Annotated in this window: 13 protein-coding genes; 7 read left to right on the forward strand and 6 right to left on the reverse strand. The window is 58.3% G+C overall.

All coding sequences use genetic code 11. From position 1 onward, the window contains the following. Positions 1-51 precede the first annotated feature (51 nt). Positions 52-1,134: a transposase gene (locus CJ255_RS16565; protein WP_097645211.1), complete on the reverse strand. Its 1,083-nt coding sequence runs from the start codon at positions 1,132-1,134 to the stop codon at positions 52-54. Positions 1,135-1,281: 147 nt separating this feature from the next. Between CJ255_RS16565 and CJ255_RS16570 the strand changes: the two genes are divergently transcribed. The 4 genes from CJ255_RS16570 to CJ255_RS16585 all read left to right on the forward strand — a co-directional run bounded on the left by CJ255_RS16570 (position 1,282) and on the right by CJ255_RS16585 (position 6,581). Beyond that, the gene (locus CJ255_RS16570; protein ID WP_097645212.1) at positions 1,282-2,106 is read left to right on the forward strand and encodes a cytochrome-c peroxidase; all 825 of its coding nucleotides are present in this window, start codon (positions 1,282-1,284) and stop codon (positions 2,104-2,106) included. A 111-nt stretch (positions 2,107-2,217) separates the two neighbouring features. Beyond that, positions 2,218-3,936, forward strand: coding sequence for a hypothetical protein (locus CJ255_RS16575; protein WP_097645213.1), 1,719 nt, complete (start codon positions 2,218-2,220; stop codon positions 3,934-3,936). Positions 3,937-4,094: 158 nt separating this feature from the next. After that, positions 4,095-5,612, forward strand: a complete 1,518-nt coding sequence (locus CJ255_RS16580) for a hypothetical protein (RefSeq protein WP_097645214.1) — start codon at positions 4,095-4,097, stop codon at positions 5,610-5,612. A 51-nt stretch (positions 5,613-5,663) separates the two neighbouring features. Next, a complete protein-coding gene (locus CJ255_RS16585; RefSeq protein WP_097645215.1) occupies positions 5,664-6,581 on the forward strand; it encodes an HNH endonuclease in 918 nt (305 codons plus the stop codon). 50 nt (positions 6,582-6,631) lie between these two features. Here the strand turns inward: CJ255_RS16585 and CJ255_RS16590 are convergent, their stop codons facing one another. The 3 genes from CJ255_RS16590 to CJ255_RS23660 all read right to left on the reverse strand — a co-directional run bounded on the left by CJ255_RS16590 (position 6,632) and on the right by CJ255_RS23660 (position 10,962). Next, entirely contained in the window at positions 6,632-9,163 is a 2,532-nt protein-coding gene (locus CJ255_RS16590; RefSeq protein ID WP_165774761.1) for an ATP-dependent helicase, read from the reverse strand. Between the two features lie 334 nt (positions 9,164-9,497). Then, on the reverse strand, positions 9,498-10,691 hold the full coding sequence (locus CJ255_RS16595) for a hypothetical protein (RefSeq protein ID WP_124681978.1): 1,194 nt from the start codon (positions 10,689-10,691) through the stop codon (positions 9,498-9,500). A 103-nt stretch (positions 10,692-10,794) separates the two neighbouring features. Beyond that, entirely contained in the window at positions 10,795-10,962 is a 168-nt protein-coding gene (locus CJ255_RS23660; protein WP_165774762.1) for a hypothetical protein, read from the reverse strand. Positions 10,963-11,256: 294 nt separating this feature from the next. On the opposite strand from CJ255_RS23660, the gene CJ255_RS16600 reads away from it, so the two are divergent. Together CJ255_RS16600 and CJ255_RS23665 are read left to right on the forward strand one after the other, a co-directional pair. Beyond that, positions 11,257-13,230: a DUF262 domain-containing protein gene (locus tag CJ255_RS16600; RefSeq protein ID WP_097645218.1), complete on the forward strand. Its 1,974-nt coding sequence runs from the start codon at positions 11,257-11,259 to the stop codon at positions 13,228-13,230. A 379-nt stretch (positions 13,231-13,609) separates the two neighbouring features. Then, positions 13,610-13,759, forward strand: a complete 150-nt coding sequence (locus tag CJ255_RS23665; RefSeq protein WP_165774763.1) for a hypothetical protein — start codon at positions 13,610-13,612, stop codon at positions 13,757-13,759. Here CJ255_RS23665 and CJ255_RS16605 read toward each other — a convergent pair. Further along, a complete protein-coding gene (locus tag CJ255_RS16605; protein ID WP_124681979.1) occupies positions 13,738-14,115 on the reverse strand; it encodes a hypothetical protein in 378 nt (125 codons plus the stop codon). The two genes, CJ255_RS23665 and CJ255_RS16605, sit on opposite strands and share 22 nt — an antisense overlap. A gap of 226 nt (positions 14,116-14,341) precedes the next feature. Further along, positions 14,342-15,199, reverse strand: a complete 858-nt coding sequence (locus tag CJ255_RS16610) for a hypothetical protein (RefSeq protein WP_097645220.1) — start codon at positions 15,197-15,199, stop codon at positions 14,342-14,344. Positions 15,200-15,492: 293 nt separating this feature from the next. On the opposite strand from CJ255_RS16610, the gene CJ255_RS16615 reads away from it, so the two are divergent. After that, positions 15,493-18,510 (forward strand): SUMF1/EgtB/PvdO family nonheme iron enzyme, encoded by a 3,018-nt coding sequence (locus CJ255_RS16615; protein WP_165774764.1) that lies wholly within the window; start codon positions 15,493-15,495, stop codon positions 18,508-18,510. Positions 18,511-18,635 lie beyond the last annotated feature (125 nt).

Below are 18,635 nucleotides of genomic sequence, written 5' to 3' on the forward strand. Positions count from 1 at the left end.
CCTTCAAAGGGTTTCACCAAATTACACGACTACGGATAGATAATGACACAGTTACAGGTACAAAAAGAGCAATACCGGTATCGCTTGCGTGAAACTCGCCATGCGTTCCTTCCAGGCCACGCCGAGTTGGAACAAGCTGTACTTCCAATTCCGCGCCGGGCCGTCATCAACCAACTTGCGATAGCCCCGTTTCACCACCCAGCGACCTACGGCCACGTACCACAGGTATGCGATCACCAGCGGCAGCAGCAAGCGGGCAAACCGCTGACGGTCATCAAGCCCACTTTTGTCCAGGTGAAAGCCCCCGCTCTGCCAGTCGCGAAAGACCGTCTCAATCCACATCCGCCGCTTGCCCAGACGGTAGGTGCGTCCGTTCGCAGGCAGGTTGGTCATCACCGCACGCACCAGGATCTTCCCATCCGGGTCTTTGTCCCACCACGCGATCACGTTGACCGGGCCGTGTCCGTCTTCCGTCAGATAGACCCCGTTCAGGTAGACCACCTCGGTGTGCCCGGCCATCCGGCTCTCCAACGACGTGGCGTTCCCATCGCGCGTGTCGGCCACCAGCGTCCGTCCGGTCACGCCCAACAGGGCATGATGGCCGAGCCCACGAACCCACGCAAACAGGGCCTGGCTGCGGAATTCGCTATCTCCATGGATGCTCACCCGCACGCCTGGGGGCAAGAGGGCCAGGGCATCTCGCACCACCGTTTGCTGGTCTTCCAAGCCGCTTTGGCCTCGGTGATCAAGCGCAATCCAGGTCAGCGGGATCGACCGGCGGCGAAAGCCGACACTGACCACGAGGATATTGTGATGGTTTTGGATCAGCACCCGATCGATCAGGAGTTGCACGCGTTGGCCTTTGAGACCCTGCAAGGCCCTCCGCACGATGGGATGGTAATGGGTCTCCTGGGTAATACGGTCGTTATCGAGGAACCGCCGCAATCGTTGCTCTTTCGCTGACTGGGTCGTATCCACGGGCATGGATCGTGCGATACGTCCGAGTTGGGCGGCCACACACTGCGACACCGCCACGACGATGAGCGCCAGGGTTGCCAATTGACTGGATAATGCGTCCACAAGCTGATCCGTCATCTGTTGATACATGCTATCATAGAGGGGTGAGGTGGGCATGGATTCCTCCGCTGGGCTGATTCGTGTTGGCACGCGTGATCATCCCAGTATACGGCATCCTGCTCACCTCCATTCATCTAGTGAAACCCTTTGAAGGGGCCATGCCCCCGCTCCCCCGCCGAAGTTGGTTTAAGGAGCGTAGCCTACATGAACCAACGCATGGTGCTCACCCTCCTCGTGCTGCTCTTCCTCTCCGCTTGCGGCAGCGATAGCGCCCAACGCGAGCAGGATGCTGCTGAGGCTTTGCGCCAACTCGGTTGGCAATTGATGGTATCCAGGCAACTCGCGTTTGATGGCACGCTCGCCTGTCTCGATTGCCACGATCCGGCCACGGGCTGGACGGATGGCCGTGCGGTGGCAACGGCGGATGGCCTCAATACACCGACGCTCTGGGGGTTGCGTGAGCGCACGACCTTTGGTTGGTTTACGCCGGAGGTTGCCTCCCTGGAGGCGTTCGTCCTGCTGCCACTCGCCAATCCGCGTGAGATGGGGCCGCGTGATCCGGCAACCTTGGCGCGTCTGCGGGCTGACCCGGCTTTGGCGGCGGGCTATGCTGCCGCCTTTCCCGCTGATCCCGATCCGGTGACGTGGGAGCATACGGCGCTGGCGCTGGCTGCTGCAATCCGCACGATCCCCGATCCGCCGCGCCCGCTGCTGACACCTCTGGCGCAACAGGGCCAACAACTCTTTGCCGAGGTTGGCTGTATGGGCTGCCACCACGGGCCAACCTTGAGTAGTGAAGCCTACATCCACACCGGCGTTGGCGCGCTTCCCGCCCGTGTCCCCTCGCTCATTGGTCTGGCCCAGACCGCGCCCTACTTCCACGATGGCAGCGCGGCAAGCTTGCTGGATGTGGTCCGCTTCTATGCGGAGGGTGGGCGCGGTGCGCCCGACGCGACGCGGGCGATCCAGCCGATCTTGCTCAGCGATGAGGATGTTGAGGCGCTGGTGGCGTTTTTGTTGTGTTTGTGAATGTGGATGGGTGGATTGCGTGGGCGGCTTTGCCGCCCGCGCAATCCACCCGGAAGGGGAAGGTTTGGAGGGGCGAAGCCCCTCCAAACCTCCCCACAAAGGTAGTGCACTATGCTCCGTCTTCTCCTCCCACTCCTCCTGCTCCTCCTCAGCGCCTGTGCCGCTGCCTCGCCCCCTAGCGCGGGTGTCGTGGCGAGCCCGACGGCGAAGGTGGTGCCGCGTCCCGCTGCGGATGCGCCGGTGCTGTTGGGTGATGGGGTGACGCCCGATCTGCCGGAGGTGGCGGCAGAGCGCGAGCGGCGTCGGGCTGCGCTCCAATCCGCCCCCTTCATCCTGCTGCGCGAGGGGTTGGATGAACGCGCTGATGCGGCGCAGCGGGCGGTGGTGGATGATGTGCGCCATCAGCAGCATACGCGCACGCTTACTGGGCAGCGTCTGCTCACCGAGGTGATGCACGTCGCCCCGCCGCGCCCCGGTGATTTGCCGCCCAACTTGGTGGCGCAGTGCCCCCCTGATGCCTGTCTGCGCGTGCTGCTCTATGTCTATCCCACCAATACCACCCTGAGCGCGTTTGTGGATCGGCGCATGCAGGTGCTGGATCTGCACGCCGTTGCGGGCGGGCAGCCGGAGATTCCTGAGCATCTGGCGGCGTTGGCGACGGCCATCGCGGTGGCGAGTCCCGTTAGCCAAGAAGAATTGGGCGTGCCGCCGCACGCCGGGATGGTGCTGGACTATTCGGCGGCCACGAAGGTGAACCATGTCGGCACGACCTGTGAACGCAGCAATCATCTGTGTGTCTCGCCGGTCTTTACCTGGGGCGATGAGGCGCTCTGGGTGGTGGTGGATCTGACCGAGTTGCGCCTCGTGGCGGCGACCTGGACGGCGCAGGGCCAGTCGGCGCAACGTCGGGCCGTGAGTGAGGCGACGCTCCAAGATGCGGCGGTGGCCCCGCTCTGCGAGACGCCCGGCCATGTCGCGCATGGTCAATGGGAGGCGTCCTACCTGCTGACCAGTTCCGATGGGTTGGAGGTGCGCGAGGTGCGTTTTGCGGGCCAGCCGCTGCTGCGCTCAGTCAAGATTGTGGATTGGCACGTTGGCTATGCCGCACCCGAAGATCAGCGTGTCGGCTTTTCGGACGCGGTGGGTTGCCCGGTCTTTAGTGCGGCGGCGATCATTCCCTATGGCTTGCCAGAGATAACGCCCCATGCCGATGGCTCGCTGGAACTGGCGCTCACCTTTCGTAGCCCCACCTGGCCGCAGCCCTGCGCCTATCAATACACGTTCGCCACGCACTTCGGGGCCGATGGCACGCTCACGCTGACTGGCGGCAATGAGGGGCGCGGCTGCGGCATTGCTGGTACCTACCACCCGGTCTGGCGCATTGAGCCGGTCGCGCCGGCCAGTCTGCGTGTGTGGGACGGCCACGAGGCGACCCTGCTGCACGAAGAGGGCTGGCAGGAATGGGCTGCCGGTGGCCCACACGCATTCCAGCTTACCGGAACGGGTGGCACCCAGACGATCACGCCGCTCTGGGGGGATGCGGAGTTGGCCTACGTCTATTGGACGCACGCGAAGCCAGCGGAGGGCCAGGGCGATCTGCCAACCATTGGCACCTGCTGTGCCCTCGACGAGCGCCAAGGGCCGGAGCAGTTCATTGATGGCAACGCCCTCGCTGAGCATCCGGTGATCTGGTATGTGCCGCGCATGACCAATGCGGAGCGCGAGCGCTGTTGGGCCGACATGGAGCTAGAGGATGGCGTGCTGCGCCCGCTGGTCTGGCCGTGTAGCGCGGGGGTGCGGGTGAGGGGCGAAAATCCGAAAAACCGATAGGCGAAAAGCCGTCCGTACAACTCCTTGTGGGTAATGCTCTCGTAAGAACGTATACGTATAGTTAGATTTGATTTGGGTGTGACCAAAATCTTTCGATGGGAGGATACAAGGGAACCAGGTTCCTATTGTGAACTTCTTTCATGTGTAAGGCGCAACCTATGGGCAGTTTCAACTGGAAGAGGAAAGATACGCCGCAGGAAGCAAAGCAGTCGCAACAGGATGCGACAGAGAATTCCGACTCAACACCACCGACCGAAACAGGACTCTTGCTGGGAACGGTAGACGACCCACTGCTCATCGTGACCGCATGCCTACCAAGCGCAGCAGAATCGCCTGCGCTCGCGCTGCCGCGCGAAGCGCATGCTGCGTTGAATGGCATGCTTCAAGTGTTGCCGCTGGCCAGCATTGCAGCGCCCTCCGGTGCCTACATGCTGCAATTCGCCCCCCATATCAGCAGCCAGTTAGCAACGGGACATGCGACGCTCATGCAAGCACTTGATGGCGGGGTACGTTCCATTGCCATTGATGCACAAGGAAAAATCATTGGCCACGGAACATTGATTCCCGCCACTGGCATCAACCCCATTTTCACCGTAGCGGCGATCTGGAAAGTTGCTGCGGTAGCTACTGCCCAATACTACCTCGTTGCGATGCAGCGCCAACTCCACCGCATCGAAGCGCTGGTCGAGGAGTTGCAACAGTGGCTTGATGATCGTGAAGTTGCCCGTCTGGTGACGGATGCTCGCTTGCTGCAGAATCTCTTCATAACCCATTCCGCTGTGGTGGCGAGCGAGAGCCTACTGCCCATGGTGACGCAGACGTTGTCCATCGCCCAACATGCAGCCCATGTGGCTGAGGCTCGTCGTATGAGCCTGGTGCGGAAGGTGGAACAGGCCCGTACCCAACCACTAGGCGATCTGATGTGGTGGGATGTGGAGCAAAATGTGACCGCGTACAACGAAACGATCCGGGCAGCCGACCATGATCTGCGGGTTGGTACTCTGGCTCTTGCGGTCTGGGCGACGGCACTGCAACTGCACACCACATTGGGCGGTATGGCAGCGCATGCCGACACCGAGCGTCAACACATTGCGGAGATACGCACCAAACTGAGCGACGCGCACCGCTTGGTGGGTGACGTGGCGTTGAATCGTATTGATAATCTCCAGAATTTAGTGGATCCGCGCAATGTTTTACTCAACCTCCAGGTAATGACACGGATCACCGTCGCCGCATCCAACCATCAACGCAGCGCCAACCTCGCAATGATCGAACGTGCCTTGTTGTACGATGGCACGTCTCACGCTGCCGCAGCAGATGCACCATCCCACCAATTGGTTGCCCGACGCCACGCCAATGGTAGCTGGGAACTCGCATCCTACGTGCGCCCCATCGCTACGGCGCGACCCGCTGCCGAACAGATTACCGCCGACGTGATCAATCGTCTCTGGCTTCTTCCCAACCTGGAGTTAGCCAAGCTTGAGTATGCACGCTACGCCCGTCCACGCATGCAACTCTGTAATCGCACTTCATTGCATACATGGCGTAACTTCCTTGGTGTTAACCATGTTTTTCTCGTAGACGATACTGGGCGTGCCATTTTTGGTGGATTTGTTCTTACGGGCAATGCGGCCCTAGAAGATACCATCCAAGAGATTGGGCGACGGTATGGTTGAATAGGCTCATGGGTTGTTTTCAGTGGCAGATATAAACTATAACTGTTCCATATGAGAAATTTAGCTGAACTTCTTGAATTTATACAAAACAAGATGTCAATGACTGATATATATCAGCCAGCAGTTATCTTGCATCTACTTGAGCGTGATGGTATCTCAACCAAGAGAGAATTATCAAGGACTTTGAGTGGATATGACGAACAAATTCAGCAATACTATGAAAAAATCTTAATGCGTTGGCCAAAAATCACCTTAACTAAACACAATATTGTAATCTATGAACGCAAAAATAGTACATTCACGCTCAATTTTACACTATCAGACGCGGAACTGATTGAAGAAGCAAAAGACCTCTGCGAACAAAAGATCCAAGATTGGATTGAAAGAAAACGTGCTCGTCAGAATCTTCCACGCTTGGAGGCTTCGACTCGATATCGTGTTCTTAAGGCTGCACGTGGCAAGTGCGAATTGTGTGGAATATCATCAAAAATAGCACCTATTGATATTGATCATATTGTACCGAAAAATCAAGCTGACAAACATGGTTATATTGCAAAAGAGAGCATTATCATGCATGTTGATGATGAACGAAACCTACAAGCCCTTTGCTACCGTTGTAATCGTGCGAAACGAGATCAAGATGATACAGACTTTCGCCATCCACGGAGTAAAGTTGTTCGAGATCAATCAGTAATCTATAATATAAACAGTAGTTCAGTGCAAATCTTGACCGGAAAAAAATTAACAGATAAACTTTTTGAAAAACTGATCGATGAACACTCAAGATTGATTGAAGAAAATAGCACAGAAGATCTGGATATACGAATTGTTGACATGATTGAAACCCTAATTGCTATTGCTAAAATCGAGGGCAAAGATGAAGAAGCATTATTAGATTTGCTTAAACAGCGACGCATCGAACTTGGACGATTGGACACAGGTGTGTATTTGGATGACAATGTTGCGTGACAACATAATCTGGATTCAACGATCTTGTCCGCATCCTCGCCGTTCCACCCTCACCGCTCTAGGGGGGCGATGTCGGCATTGAGTTTGACGACACCCCGCTGCCGGAAGTCTACTTTGATGTACCACTCGGTGCGTTCCCGGATGGCTTGTGGTTCGACGGCGATGACGACGCCGTGGCCAAACTTGGGGTGGCGCACGACGTCGCCGACGTGGTAGGGGGCCGCATGGGTGACCGTGGTGCGCGGCTGCTTGCTGCTTGGCGGCGGCGTTGGGGTGGGGGTGAGTAGGGCCGCAAGGTCAGGGAAGGGCGCGGCGAGTGTGGCATCATGGTTGCGCTGGGGCGCTGCGGCCACCCACGGCGCGAGGTCGTCATCGCGGACCCCGAGGCGCTGCGTCGCGCCGTGGGTGGCCACGCTGGCGACGAGAACCCGTAGCCGTTCGACTACTTGGCTGCGGGTCGCGGCGGGTGCGTCCCACCAGTGGCTGATGCTGCGTGCCTGGCCGGTTTCGCGGGGGAAGCGGAGGAGCCGCAACGCTTCGGCTGCACTCCAGGTTCGGGGGTCGGATGCGAGGAGTCGCCCCACCTCCGCGACCTGCGTCAACGTCCGCTCGACCTGGGCCGCAGCGAGGAAGGGTGAGATCTGGCCTTGACCGCCGTTGTTGACGGGGGCGTAGAGGTAGAGTTGCTCTTTGGCCCGCGTGATGGCCACGTAGAGCAAGCGCCGCTCTTCGTCGAGATCGGCATCGCCGCCCAATGGGATGATCCCCGCCGTACAGTTTGGCACCAACACGACGGGCCATTCAAGCCCCTTCGCTTTGTGGATGGTGCGGATGTCAATGGCGTCCGCTGCGTGTTCATCGAGGCGTTGGTGTTCGGCTTCGAGTTCTGCCAAGTGGGCTTGAAGGTCGGTGATGTCGCCTTTGCCACGGGCGTATTGGATGAAGGCGGTAACATTGGCCGCTGCACTCGCGCCGGTGATCTCGTGGCCGCTGCTGCGCCGCAGAAAGGCTTGGTAGTCGAGGCGGATATCGAGTTCGCTGAGCAGCGTTTCAGCGGGGAGTTGGTTGCGGGCCTCGCTGAGCCAGATGAGCAGGGTGGCGAGGCGGCTCAGCGTGGTCGCCATGCGCTCATTCACCCGCTCGCTTAGTTCAAGCAACCCATCGCTCAGCGGTCGCCCGTGACCACACACCGCCTGTAGTGTCTCTTGGAAGAGGTGGCGATTCATGTAGCGCGTGGGTCGGTTGTAGACCCGTTGCCACGTCGCGGTGAACCATGCGCGTTGGCTGGCATCAAGCTGCTGGCCAAGCCGCAACAAGGCATCCGCTTCCGCCAGCGTCACATAGGCCATGAGGTCGCCCACTTCACGCCGTCGAAAGAAGGGCATATCGCCGACGATGCGATAAGCCAGCCCGGCTTCAATCAGCGCCTGCTCCAAAGGCGGCGTCTGCGCTCCCAAACGCACCAGGATGGTCATGTCGCGGCCCAGCATGCCCGTCGCTTGGGCGGCAATACAGTCGGCCACTACGTGACGCGCCATGCTGAGCGTGTCCGGGGCGCGGCGCAGCGCCGTGACGCCACCAAAGCCACGTGTCGCCACCAACGTCTTGGGGTAGCGGTCGCGGTTCTGAGCAATCACGCGGTTCGCCAGCACCACATGTGACGCTCGGCAGCGGAAGTTGTCGGTCATGGTGTAGATCGTAGCGCCATAGCGATCGCCGAACTGGCGAAAGAAGTCCATCGAGGCACCGCGAAACCCGTAGATGGTCTGGTCATCATCGCCAATTGCCATGTAGTTGCGATGCGGGCGCGTGAGCAGATCGAGCAGTTCGGACTGAGCCAGGTTCACGTCCTGGAACTCATCCACAAGAACCGCATCGTAGCGACGCTGCCAGCGAGCGAGCAGATCGGGGTGGCACACCAGGGCTTCCCAACTGAGCAGCAGCATATCATCAAAGGTGAGCCAACCCCGCGCGTGACGCACCTCTTCGTGCAGGGCATAGAGATCGAGATACCAGGGGAGATGGGGTGGCGCGTGGGCTTGGCTGGCCACGGTGCGCGCCGCTGGCGGAAGCGGTACCGCAGCGAGGTTGGGGTAGCTGAGGTTGCCCTTGCAAGCACCAATGAAATCAAGGAGGTCTTGCTCATCAAGGGTATCAAGCTCAGCGGAGGGAATGGTCTTCCGTTGACGGGCGAGGTCGCGGGCCGCCCAGACGAGGTGGCGCTCTTCGCCATTGGCCTTGAGCGCCCCTTCTGCCAGAGGGGGCAGGACCCCTTGCTCGGCGGCAAAGCGCACGATGCGATAGCCGAGGCCGTGGAGGGTACAGCGGGCCACGGCACGGCACGCGGGCCAGGGGATGAGGGCGCGGCCCAGATCATCAACCGCAGCCTTGTTGAATGAACTGAGGAGGATGCGCTCCGGCGCAAAGACATGATCGCGCACCAAACGGGCCACGCGATGCACCATCGCCGTCGTCTTGCCCGCTCCGGCGACGGCATAGACGAGGGCTGGGCCGTGGGTATGAGCCACGATCTGCTGCTGTTGTTCGGTTAGGTGCGGGATCGAGGGGGATTGGTTCACCATAGTGGTGCGACCTATGCAAAAGGAATGGAAGACTTGGCACTGGGCGTCCAGCGATGCTACAATAGTGGCGACAAGCGATGTCATCTTGCGCAAGAGACGAAGCCCACCGATGCCTCCAAGCGAACGGTGGGCTTTGTGCATGGCAACAAAAGTATACCATCAGCGTGGCTCATAGAACGCATGATGCGTTGTTCAAATGCAAACATGCAAACAGCCCCCCGTCGGCTTGTGAGAGCCAACAGGGGGCTGTGTATCGTCAGTCGGCGAAGAAATATCTAGGAGAGGAGGGCGAAACCCTCATCCTGGAGATGCCAGAGAGCGCATCTGAAAGTGTTCAAAAGAGCGCGATCTGGCTGACGCCGTGGCGTGTCTCATCGGTATGATGGTGCCAGCGCGTGGCGAAGCTCTTCTTCTCTTTCTTGGCAATGATGTGTGGTGCGGCGACGTAGAACGCCTCGACCGATGGCAGGAGCCCTTCGGGGCGGCGGTGGAAATAAACACGTTCGATGCCGCCGACAACCTCGGTTTGGCCCAGGATGCGGAGGTGGTCGAGCATCGCTTGGCGGTCGCCCGTGGCGATAATCGCGACGCTGCGGTCTACGAGCGGCGCTTTCTCGCGGTAGATGCGGCGCACGCGGTAGACCGCCCACTCGTGGGTGAGGATCATTCGTTGGAATTGCGTGATGGCTGCGACGCAACCGGCGGCTTCGAGCGTGGCCCGGAGCGGCTTGCCGCTGGGGTAGAGGCCGAAGCGCGGATTCATTGAGCGACTCAGCAACTCCATCAGCAGCGCCCGCGCACCCTGCTCCGGCTCGCGCAGGTGACGCTCAACCAATTCGACGCGCCCGCCCGTGAACGGGCAGAAGCCGCAACAGCTTTTCTCCCATTCTTCGCCGGTCACGTCGCGCACGTAGGCCAGCACTTCGGCGCGGCCCCAGCCCCACGCGATAAGCGGGAACTCGTGGGTGCGTTGGATGTCGGCATAGTCAGCGGCCTTCGCAGCCCGCTTGGGTTCCTCGGCGTGGTAGCCGAGGATGCTGCGGTAGCGCCGACCGCGTAGCTCTTGTTTGACCCACTTGGCGATGGGCCAGCCTTTGAAGCGTTGGGCGCAGAAGTGACGCCCGTTGGCGTATTGTGGCGCGGTGCCGTCGCGCATCAGGTGATCGCCTAGTCGCCACGCCCCCTCGGTATGGCATACCGAAGGGGCGCGGGTGTCGCTCAACACGACAATGCCGTCCTTGTCGGACGGCCCGGCTCGCGCCACCTGCACGGTTCTGATGCGGTGCTGCGTGAGCAGCGGGAAGATGATCTGTTCGACGAGCCGCTTTGTCCCCGCGAATTCTTCGCCAACCTGGGCGATGATCACGATCATCTGGTTGAGGTGGAAGTCGCGGGTTTCGGGATGCAACAGCCACCGCAAGAGCATGGCCGTTGAATCCCATCCGAGTCCGTAGTTGAAGAGTACCCGCCGCCGCACGCACGACGGCGGGGTGCGGTGAGCGATCCGCCGTCTGCGTCGGTGGCGCATGGGTGTGCTTATACCATTTACTATCGAGCATATCGCATTGTCACCCTGAGTACCAAATGGCCCGTGGGCCAGTGGCCCCGTGAGAAACGCGGGGGCCGCGCCCCTACGTTGGCTTCGACAGGCTCAGCCAACGTAGGGTCGTGGCGGCGCGGTGGCTGAGCTTGTCGAAGCCCCGCGCCGGCGGCGCGGTGGCTGAGCTTGTCGAAGCCACCGCGCCACCGCGCCGTTTGTTTCTCAGGAGCGCAGCGAAGGGTCTCTCTTCGTCACGCAAAGAGATGCTTCGCTGCGCTCAGCATGACAGGCGCTCCGTGAGCAACAGCGCGAGTTTTGCGCTACTGCGTAAATGGTATTATTCCATACATGGCCGAATCGTCGTGTAGCACGAATCATCGGGATAGAAGAGATGGCAACACCGCTGTGGCGCACAGGAATGGCGGGTCATAAGTTGCATGATCACCGCGTAGCATGTATAATCGGAGTGTAGGTGGTAAAAGCGCCGTCTACTTCATAAGGATTTTCGTGTACACTCCTTGTTGGAGTGGTTTAGTCACCATCGGAGAATCTGATGAAGGCTTCTGAAACAAAATTCCAACCTATTATCGAGGGTACTAAACAGTATGTTGTCCCTCTATTTCAGCGCTCATACAGTTGGGATAAGCGTGAGTGGGAAATGCTATGGGATGACGTAAAAGAACTTTGTGAAAATGAACAGTTGAGAAATCATTTCATAGGATCTATTGTTACAATGCCCACTGTTTCTGTGCCAGAAGGCGTAAGTAAATATTTATTAATTGATGGTCAGCAAAGGTTGACGACTATTTTTATACTCCTAGCCTTGCTTCGCGATAAAGCTAGCGAACAAGGAAATAGTGAACTCGCTGATGAAATTCAGCAAACGATGCTCGTTAATCCCTTTAAGAAGGAAAATGATTACTATAAGCTTCTTCCAACTCAAGCTGATCGTGATTCTTTTCGGGCTTTAATAATGAAGCAGCCTTTAGAGCAAGACGATCAAGTGCGAAAATGCTACAAATATTTCGAGAAGAAAATAAATCAAATGGATATTATTGTATTAAACAAAGTCTTGACAAGTCGATTCTCTGTTGTCAGCATTGTTCTTGATGTTGACGATAATCCTCACCTAGTTTTCGAGAGTCTTAACGCAAAAGGAAGGCAATTAACACAGGCAGATCTTATTCGTAATTATTTTTTTATGCGAATTCATATTGATGATCAGGAAAATATATACAGACAGTATTGGTTTCCGATGCAAGATGGATTAGGGGAAAACCTCACTGAATGCATTAGGCATTATATGATGCGAAACGGGTCTTTAGTTAAACAGGGTGATGTCTATTTTACGTTAAAAGATCGGGTTGAAGATAAAGATGCACTAAAATCACTAGCAGAAGTGGCTCAATTTGCAGAATACTATCAAAAACTTTTAAATCCCGAAAAGGAAAAGGATACGCGAATTCGTCGAATGATTGCTCGAATTAATCGCTTAGAAGTCACAACAGCCTATCCGTTCCTTTTAAATTGTTACCATGATTATACCCGTGGTAATTTATTGGCCGAGGATTTTCTGCGCCTACTGCAAATGTTGGAAAATTTTGTTGTCCGACGGTTTGTCTGTAACGTCCCTACGAGCCATTATAATAAAATGTTTCCTTTTCTTTATGGATGGGCTAAAGAAAACAATCCCTCTGATTTTGTTAATGGAGTTAGGCTCGAATTACAGCGTAGAGAATATCCTAAGGATAACTTGTTTAAGACACGTTTGATAGAGGCTAAACTTTATGGAACCGGAGAACGTGTTCTTAAAACTCGATTGATATTGGAAACTCTTGAGGAGCAGTTTGAGCATAAAGAGAAAGTCTCATTTGAGGCTCTTACTATTGAGCATGTCTTGCCTCAAACACCTACTGAGTGGTGGAAGCAGCATCTAGGAGATGACTGGCAGGCTGATTATGAACTTTATCTACACACTTTAGGAAATCTTACTTTAACAGGATATAATTCCGAGTTATCCAATGAATCGTTTGTTAAGAAGCAGTTGCATCTTACACAAAGCCATATCGAGCTTAATAAGTATTTTCAGGGATTACAAAAGTGGGATCGTGAGGCAATAGAAATGCGCTCACAATTTCTTGCTAATTTGGCGTTGCAGTGTTGGCCATACTTTGGTGATGAGAAGCCTGCTTTAGTTGCAACAAGTGCTGATGAAGTAACTGGAAAAACCCCTCAAACACTCATAATACTAGGCCAACGCATGGCAGTAGAATCTTGGCGTGATGTATTATCCAAAACTCTTAATGCCCTCATTGATTTGGAACCTGACAATTTCGAGACGATAGCTTCTGCATATTCTACATTTATCAGTAAGAACCCAAATGGTTTCAAGCATAAGATACAACTAAATAATGATTACTATATTAATACATACCTAAGTGCAAAAAAAATATATCGATTTTGTGAGCAAGCTGTAGAATTGGCAGGACTATCTCGCGAAGATTGGATTGTGGAAACAGTTGAGTAAAACCATTTGTAGCTAGTCGCCCAACATCGGCTCGCAGCGGACGCCGCTGGTGCGGCCCTAACCTGGACTCGATCTACCCGCTTGTCCCGCGCCATAAGGCAGCCAGCGGCGCAACTAAGTGTGCGCCTTATGCCACACGAGAGCGAGTCGGCGTCGGCGCACCGTGAACAACGCAGCAAAGCTCAGACGGCGATAAGAGACTGCGTTGCCTGATAAGCGGCGGGGCCGTTTGCTCCTGTGCTCTACGCCAGTATATGACCATGACGGTTGCAAAGTCCCAATAGGCTCAGATAGCATCCGCAGATTACGCAGATGGAGGAAGCAATAATCTGCGTAATCTGCGTAATCTGCGGACTATCAGGAGGACTTTGCAATCGCCATGAGTATATGGCCGACCGGCTTTGCGCACGCCGGTGAGACGGCGCAGGTGGGTGGCGGCGGCGGTGCCGACGCTGACCAAGAAATGGCGCTGGCCACAGGCCAAGGCCACATCGAGATCGCGCAGGGTTACCGGCCCTTTTTAATATGATGACGAACCTTTTCGCCATCCCACACCCCAACAATCCAGCTTGGATCATCCTTGATTAGGATGATGGTCATCGAATCAAGCCGGTAGGTGCCGCTCTCGCGGCAGAACCACGCGGTCGCCTTGAGGCAGATCTCCCGCTCTTGGCGCTCGACGACTGGTTCGCCGTCGTAGTCTTCAACAACGTGCTTATGGGTATACCCCATCACGCGGACGGTTTCTTGCCAGATCTTTTTCACCGTGTTGCCTTTCTGCATGCAACAACCCCGCGCAGCAGGGCTGCGTGGGGTTGCGTAGGGAATAAGAGCGAGCGCCAGCTTACGGCACGCGGGTGAGGCGCTCGAATAATTCTCGCGCATAAGTTTCTACGCGCTCACGCTGCCAGGAATCGCATGTGTGGGCCTGAAGATCGCCTTCGAGTCGTTCTTTTATTTCACCGCAGAGGGCGTTTTTTTCGTTGCTGGCGTACAAGATACATCCTCTGCGCACCTCTGCGTACACTGCGGTAGAAAAATTCATGTCACCAAACAACCGCACGACGTTTGCGTTGTTGCGCTTTTTCCGCTCTTTTGTGGCAATGCGGCGCTAGGGCGCGTGGGGCTTGAGCTTGTCGATGATCACCGAGGCCGCCTTGCGGCTGATACTGGCGGTGCGGAGCTTCTCTTTGTTGCCCAGAGTCGAGAGGTTTGGCACATTCACCAACACCCCTACCTCATCAACCATGTCCATGAGTTCCGCGTTCTCGTGCTGATCGGCAAACGAGCCGATGCTGTAGAGCAGACGGGCGATCATGCCGAGTTGGGCGTCGGTTGCCAGCGGTGCGTCGGCCTGCGGGTGATAATCCTCTGTCCGGCTCTGCGCCGACGGGGACGCATCCTGCTGCGGCTGCGGGCGCTTCGTGCGGCTCTGGGCCGGTGGTGGTGGGGCGTCGGACGACTCGCGGCTGCAAGGGAACGCTTCTCCCTGCGGACGCTGCTTCGTGCGGCTCTGGGCCGGCGGGGGCGCATCCTGCTGCTGCTGCGGGCGCTTCGTGCGGCTCTGCGCCGACGGGGGCGCATCCTGCTGTGGCATGTCTTGCGAGGCAAACGCCTTGAGGCCCGCGTTGCAGTACATGGCGTAGATCACGCGCTGTGGTTCTACAATAGCCCGTTTCTGATCGTCATAATCGGCCCACATCTTGGGCAGATTGTAGAGGAAGCGCCCGACGCCGAAGGTGGCGCAGGCCCGCTTGAAGGCTTGGGCGACGGCGGTGGTTAAGTGGTTCTCATCGGGGCGGTTGCCCTCGGCGAGCGGCCAGTCTCCCACGTCGGTCTTTGTCACCCCCAAGATGGTCAGGGCGCACAACACGCCCGCATTGGTGACTTGGTAAGCGACACTCCAGTTGTCCGGCCCCACCACCTGATCAAGACGCTCTTGGTAGACGCGCAGATCGGCGTAGGGCATAACGAGAGCGCGGGGTCGAAGCCAGCCCCGGAGTGCGGTGCGGCGGCGCGGGGCTTCGACAAGCTGGCTTCGGCAAGCTCAGCCACCAAGCCACCGCGCCGCCGCACCGCTTTTGTTTCTCAGGAGCGCAGAGATGGGGGACGAAGGCCCAAACGGGCGAGCGCAGCATCACGCCGAGAGGAACGGCGTCATATCAGTGACAAGTGACGAGTGACGAGTGACAAGCAGGATAGAGCGCACCGCCTGATGATGATCTTGCCCGCAAGATTGCTGAGTTGAAGGCGATGCTTGCATTGCCCAATCTGCCAGATGTTGCTCGTCGTCCTCTGGAAGAAGAACTCACCCGCCTGCGTACTGGGCTACCAGAGCAGCCGACGCGCTCACACGATCAGCAGGTTGGTGGCCATGCCTCCGTTGGGGTGGCGGTGGCGGGGAGTGTTCATGGTCACATCTTTATCAATGGCTACCGTGAGCGGAGTCGGGCTGAGGTGCTGGCCGCCTATTTGGCGCGCTTGCTTACGCGCTGCGCTGCGCTGCCTCTTCAGGGTGTGGTCGGTGAGCGCGATGCCGATGATGGTTTGCACGTGCAGCTTAGCCACGTCTATATTCAGCTTGCCACAACGGCGCTGAGTCTGCGTGAACGGGTTGAGGACGATGCCCTACGCGCCTTTGATGCTGCGGCCTATCTGGAGCGCCATGTCGGGCCTGCGCTCTTGCCGGCGCTGAGTCGTGCTGTGGTCTATGTTGAGCGGGTTGATGATCCCGCCAGTGAACGCTCCGCGCTTGCGCTGGAGGCGGAACCGCCCTTTACGCTGGGGGAGCGCCCAGATCTGCGGGGCGGGCTGCTCGCCAATTTCTCCGCTGCTGACCTCCGGCGTCTCGTTGAGGATGCGGCGGTGCGGGCGCTCACCTTCGCTGGCCCGCAGTTGGTGACGGAGGCGCTTGCCGGGCAGCGTTGTGTGGTGCTGCTTGGTGAACCAGGGAGTGGGAAGTCTACGGTGTTGCGTTACCTCGCTCACCGTTTGGCCCACGCTGGTCTGGTGGAGGAGGTTGATCCGGCTACGCAGCTTGATGGATGGGCCGCTGTGGGGCGGCTCCTGCCCATCTTGGTGCCCCTGCTGCCCCTCGCCCGTCAGTTGGCCCAACATCCTGAGCGCCAAGGGAGTGATGGCGACCTCTGGAACTATCTGGTCGATCACCTTCAACCACGCGGCGCCCACGCTGGTCTGGCTGAGGCGATCATGGAGGAGATCGAGGCGGGTCATGTCATCCTGCTGCTCGACGGCCTCGACGAAGTGGCCGGCGAAGCATCGCGCGCTCAGGTGGTGCAGGCGGTGCGCACCTTTGCTGAACACAACCCCCCCTGCCGCATTGTGGTCTCGTGCCGCACGCGGGCCTATGACACGGCCATCAACCCGGCGAACCAGCAGTGGCAACTCCCCGGCTGGCCCACCGCGACCCTCGCTGATCTGACGCTGGCGCAGATGCAGCACTTTGTTGGCGCTTGGTACACGGCGGTGGCAGCGGGCGATGTGGTGATTGCGGCGCAGTGTACCGAGCGCATTGCTGAGTTGCGCGCCGCCCTAAGCGCCCGCCGCGATCTGCGCGACCTCGGGGGGCGTTCGCTGCTGCTGACGATTATGGCGCTGGTTCACCTGCGCCAGCGCAACTTACCCGAGGATCGGGCCTCGCTCTACCGCGAGTGTGTGGAGATTCTACTCGCCCGCTGGGAGTTACGCGGCAAAGCGGAGACGGAGTACCAAGCGCTGATGGACTACATTGGCTTGCCGGGGGTCGAGGTGAAGGCGCTGCGCCCGCTGCTCTCCGAAGCCGCGTTTCGCGCACACGAGGCGCGTAGCCCACAAAACCCCGGCCTGCTGAGCGCCGACACGCTTCAGGTTATGGTGCAGGAATTTCTGCATACGAAGGGCCACCCCAACCCATTCGTTGGCGCACGACGCTTCTTGGAGTATACCGACTACCGCGCCGGGCTGCTGCACGCGGCGAATGCGGGCAATGACTACCAGTTTGCCCACATGACCTTTCAGGAGTACCTGGCGGGGCTGGCGCTGGTTGGCGCTGAGCAGCCGGTACAGGCCATCCTCCAGCGGCGCAACGAGGAGCGCTGGCGCGTCCCCATCTTTCTCGGCATCGGACACGCCGTCAGTGAAGGGCTACCGAGCCTGCTGCGCGAACTGCTCGACGAATTGACGAGCGACACGCAGCATGTCACGGGCCAGCGTGACGCGCTCCTCGCTGCCGAACTGGGCGCCGATGTCCGTTGGTCACGCCTGCCGGGTACTGGTTTTGCCAAGGCGCAGCGTGAATTGGCCGCAGCCCTCGCCGATGTCGTGACGGGCAATCTCCTGCCCGCCGCCGAGCGCGTCCGTGCGGGCGAACTCCTCGCTGGCTTGCACGACCCGCGCCCCGGCGTCTGCACCCTGCCACCGCCGATGGTTGAGTTTGCGGGAGAGGCATTCCAGATCGGCATCACCCAAGCGGAGTATGAGGCGATTGTTGGACAGGAGGAAAAGGGGCGTTTCTCGAAGCAAGCAGAAGCATGGTATGTGGATATGCTAAACATCACCACGTTGCAGATCCGCCCCTTTGCCCTGGCCCGCTACCCGGTTACCAACGCGCAGTACCAACGCTTCATCGAAGCGGGCGGTTACGATCCGACCCAGCCCTGGTGGGATGCGGCGGGGCGAGCTTGGCTACGCCGTGATGATCAGGCGACAGAGGGGCTTGAGCCGTGGCAGCGACGAACGCACAAGCAGCAGCCGGAATGGTGGACTGACCCGCGCTTCGGCAAGGCGCGCCCCAACCATCCGCTGGTGGGTATCAGTTGGTACGAGGCGACCGCCTTCTGCGCGTGGCTCACCCAACACCTGCGTGATGGCTACGTCTACCGCTTGCCCAGCGAAGCCGAGTGGGAGTACGCGGCGCGGGGCGTGCAGCGCCGCACCTACCCGTGGGGAGAAGAAACGCCCGATGGCGAGCGGGCCAATTTTAATCGCACTCACAATGGAACTAGCGCAGTAGGCTGCTTTCCGCTCGGGGCCACCCCAGAGGGCATTCTCGATCTGGCGGGCAACGTCTGGGAGTGGACACGCAGCGAGTATCGTTCTTACCCCTACGATCCTGATGATGGCCGCGAGGATAGCCGCAAGCCAGCGAAAAAACGCTTTACACTACGCGGGGGTTCGTGGGACGTTCGCTCGCTCCACCTGCGTGCGGCCGCCCCCCGTCTTCATGGCACGCCCGGCCGCTGCGTTCAGGTCGTGGGATTGCGGCTTGCCCGGCAGTGTTGATAGCCGAAAGTTCGATAGCCGATAGCCGATAGCCGATAGCCGATAGCCGATAGCCGATAGCCGATAGTTGATAGCCGATAGCCGATAGTTGATAGCCGATAGCCGATAGTTGATAGCCGATAGCC

Origin of the sequence: Candidatus Viridilinea mediisalina (genome assembly GCF_002532535.1) — a bacterium.
Taxonomy (GTDB): Bacteria; Chloroflexota; Chloroflexia; order Chloroflexales; family Chloroflexaceae; genus Viridilinea; species Viridilinea mediisalina.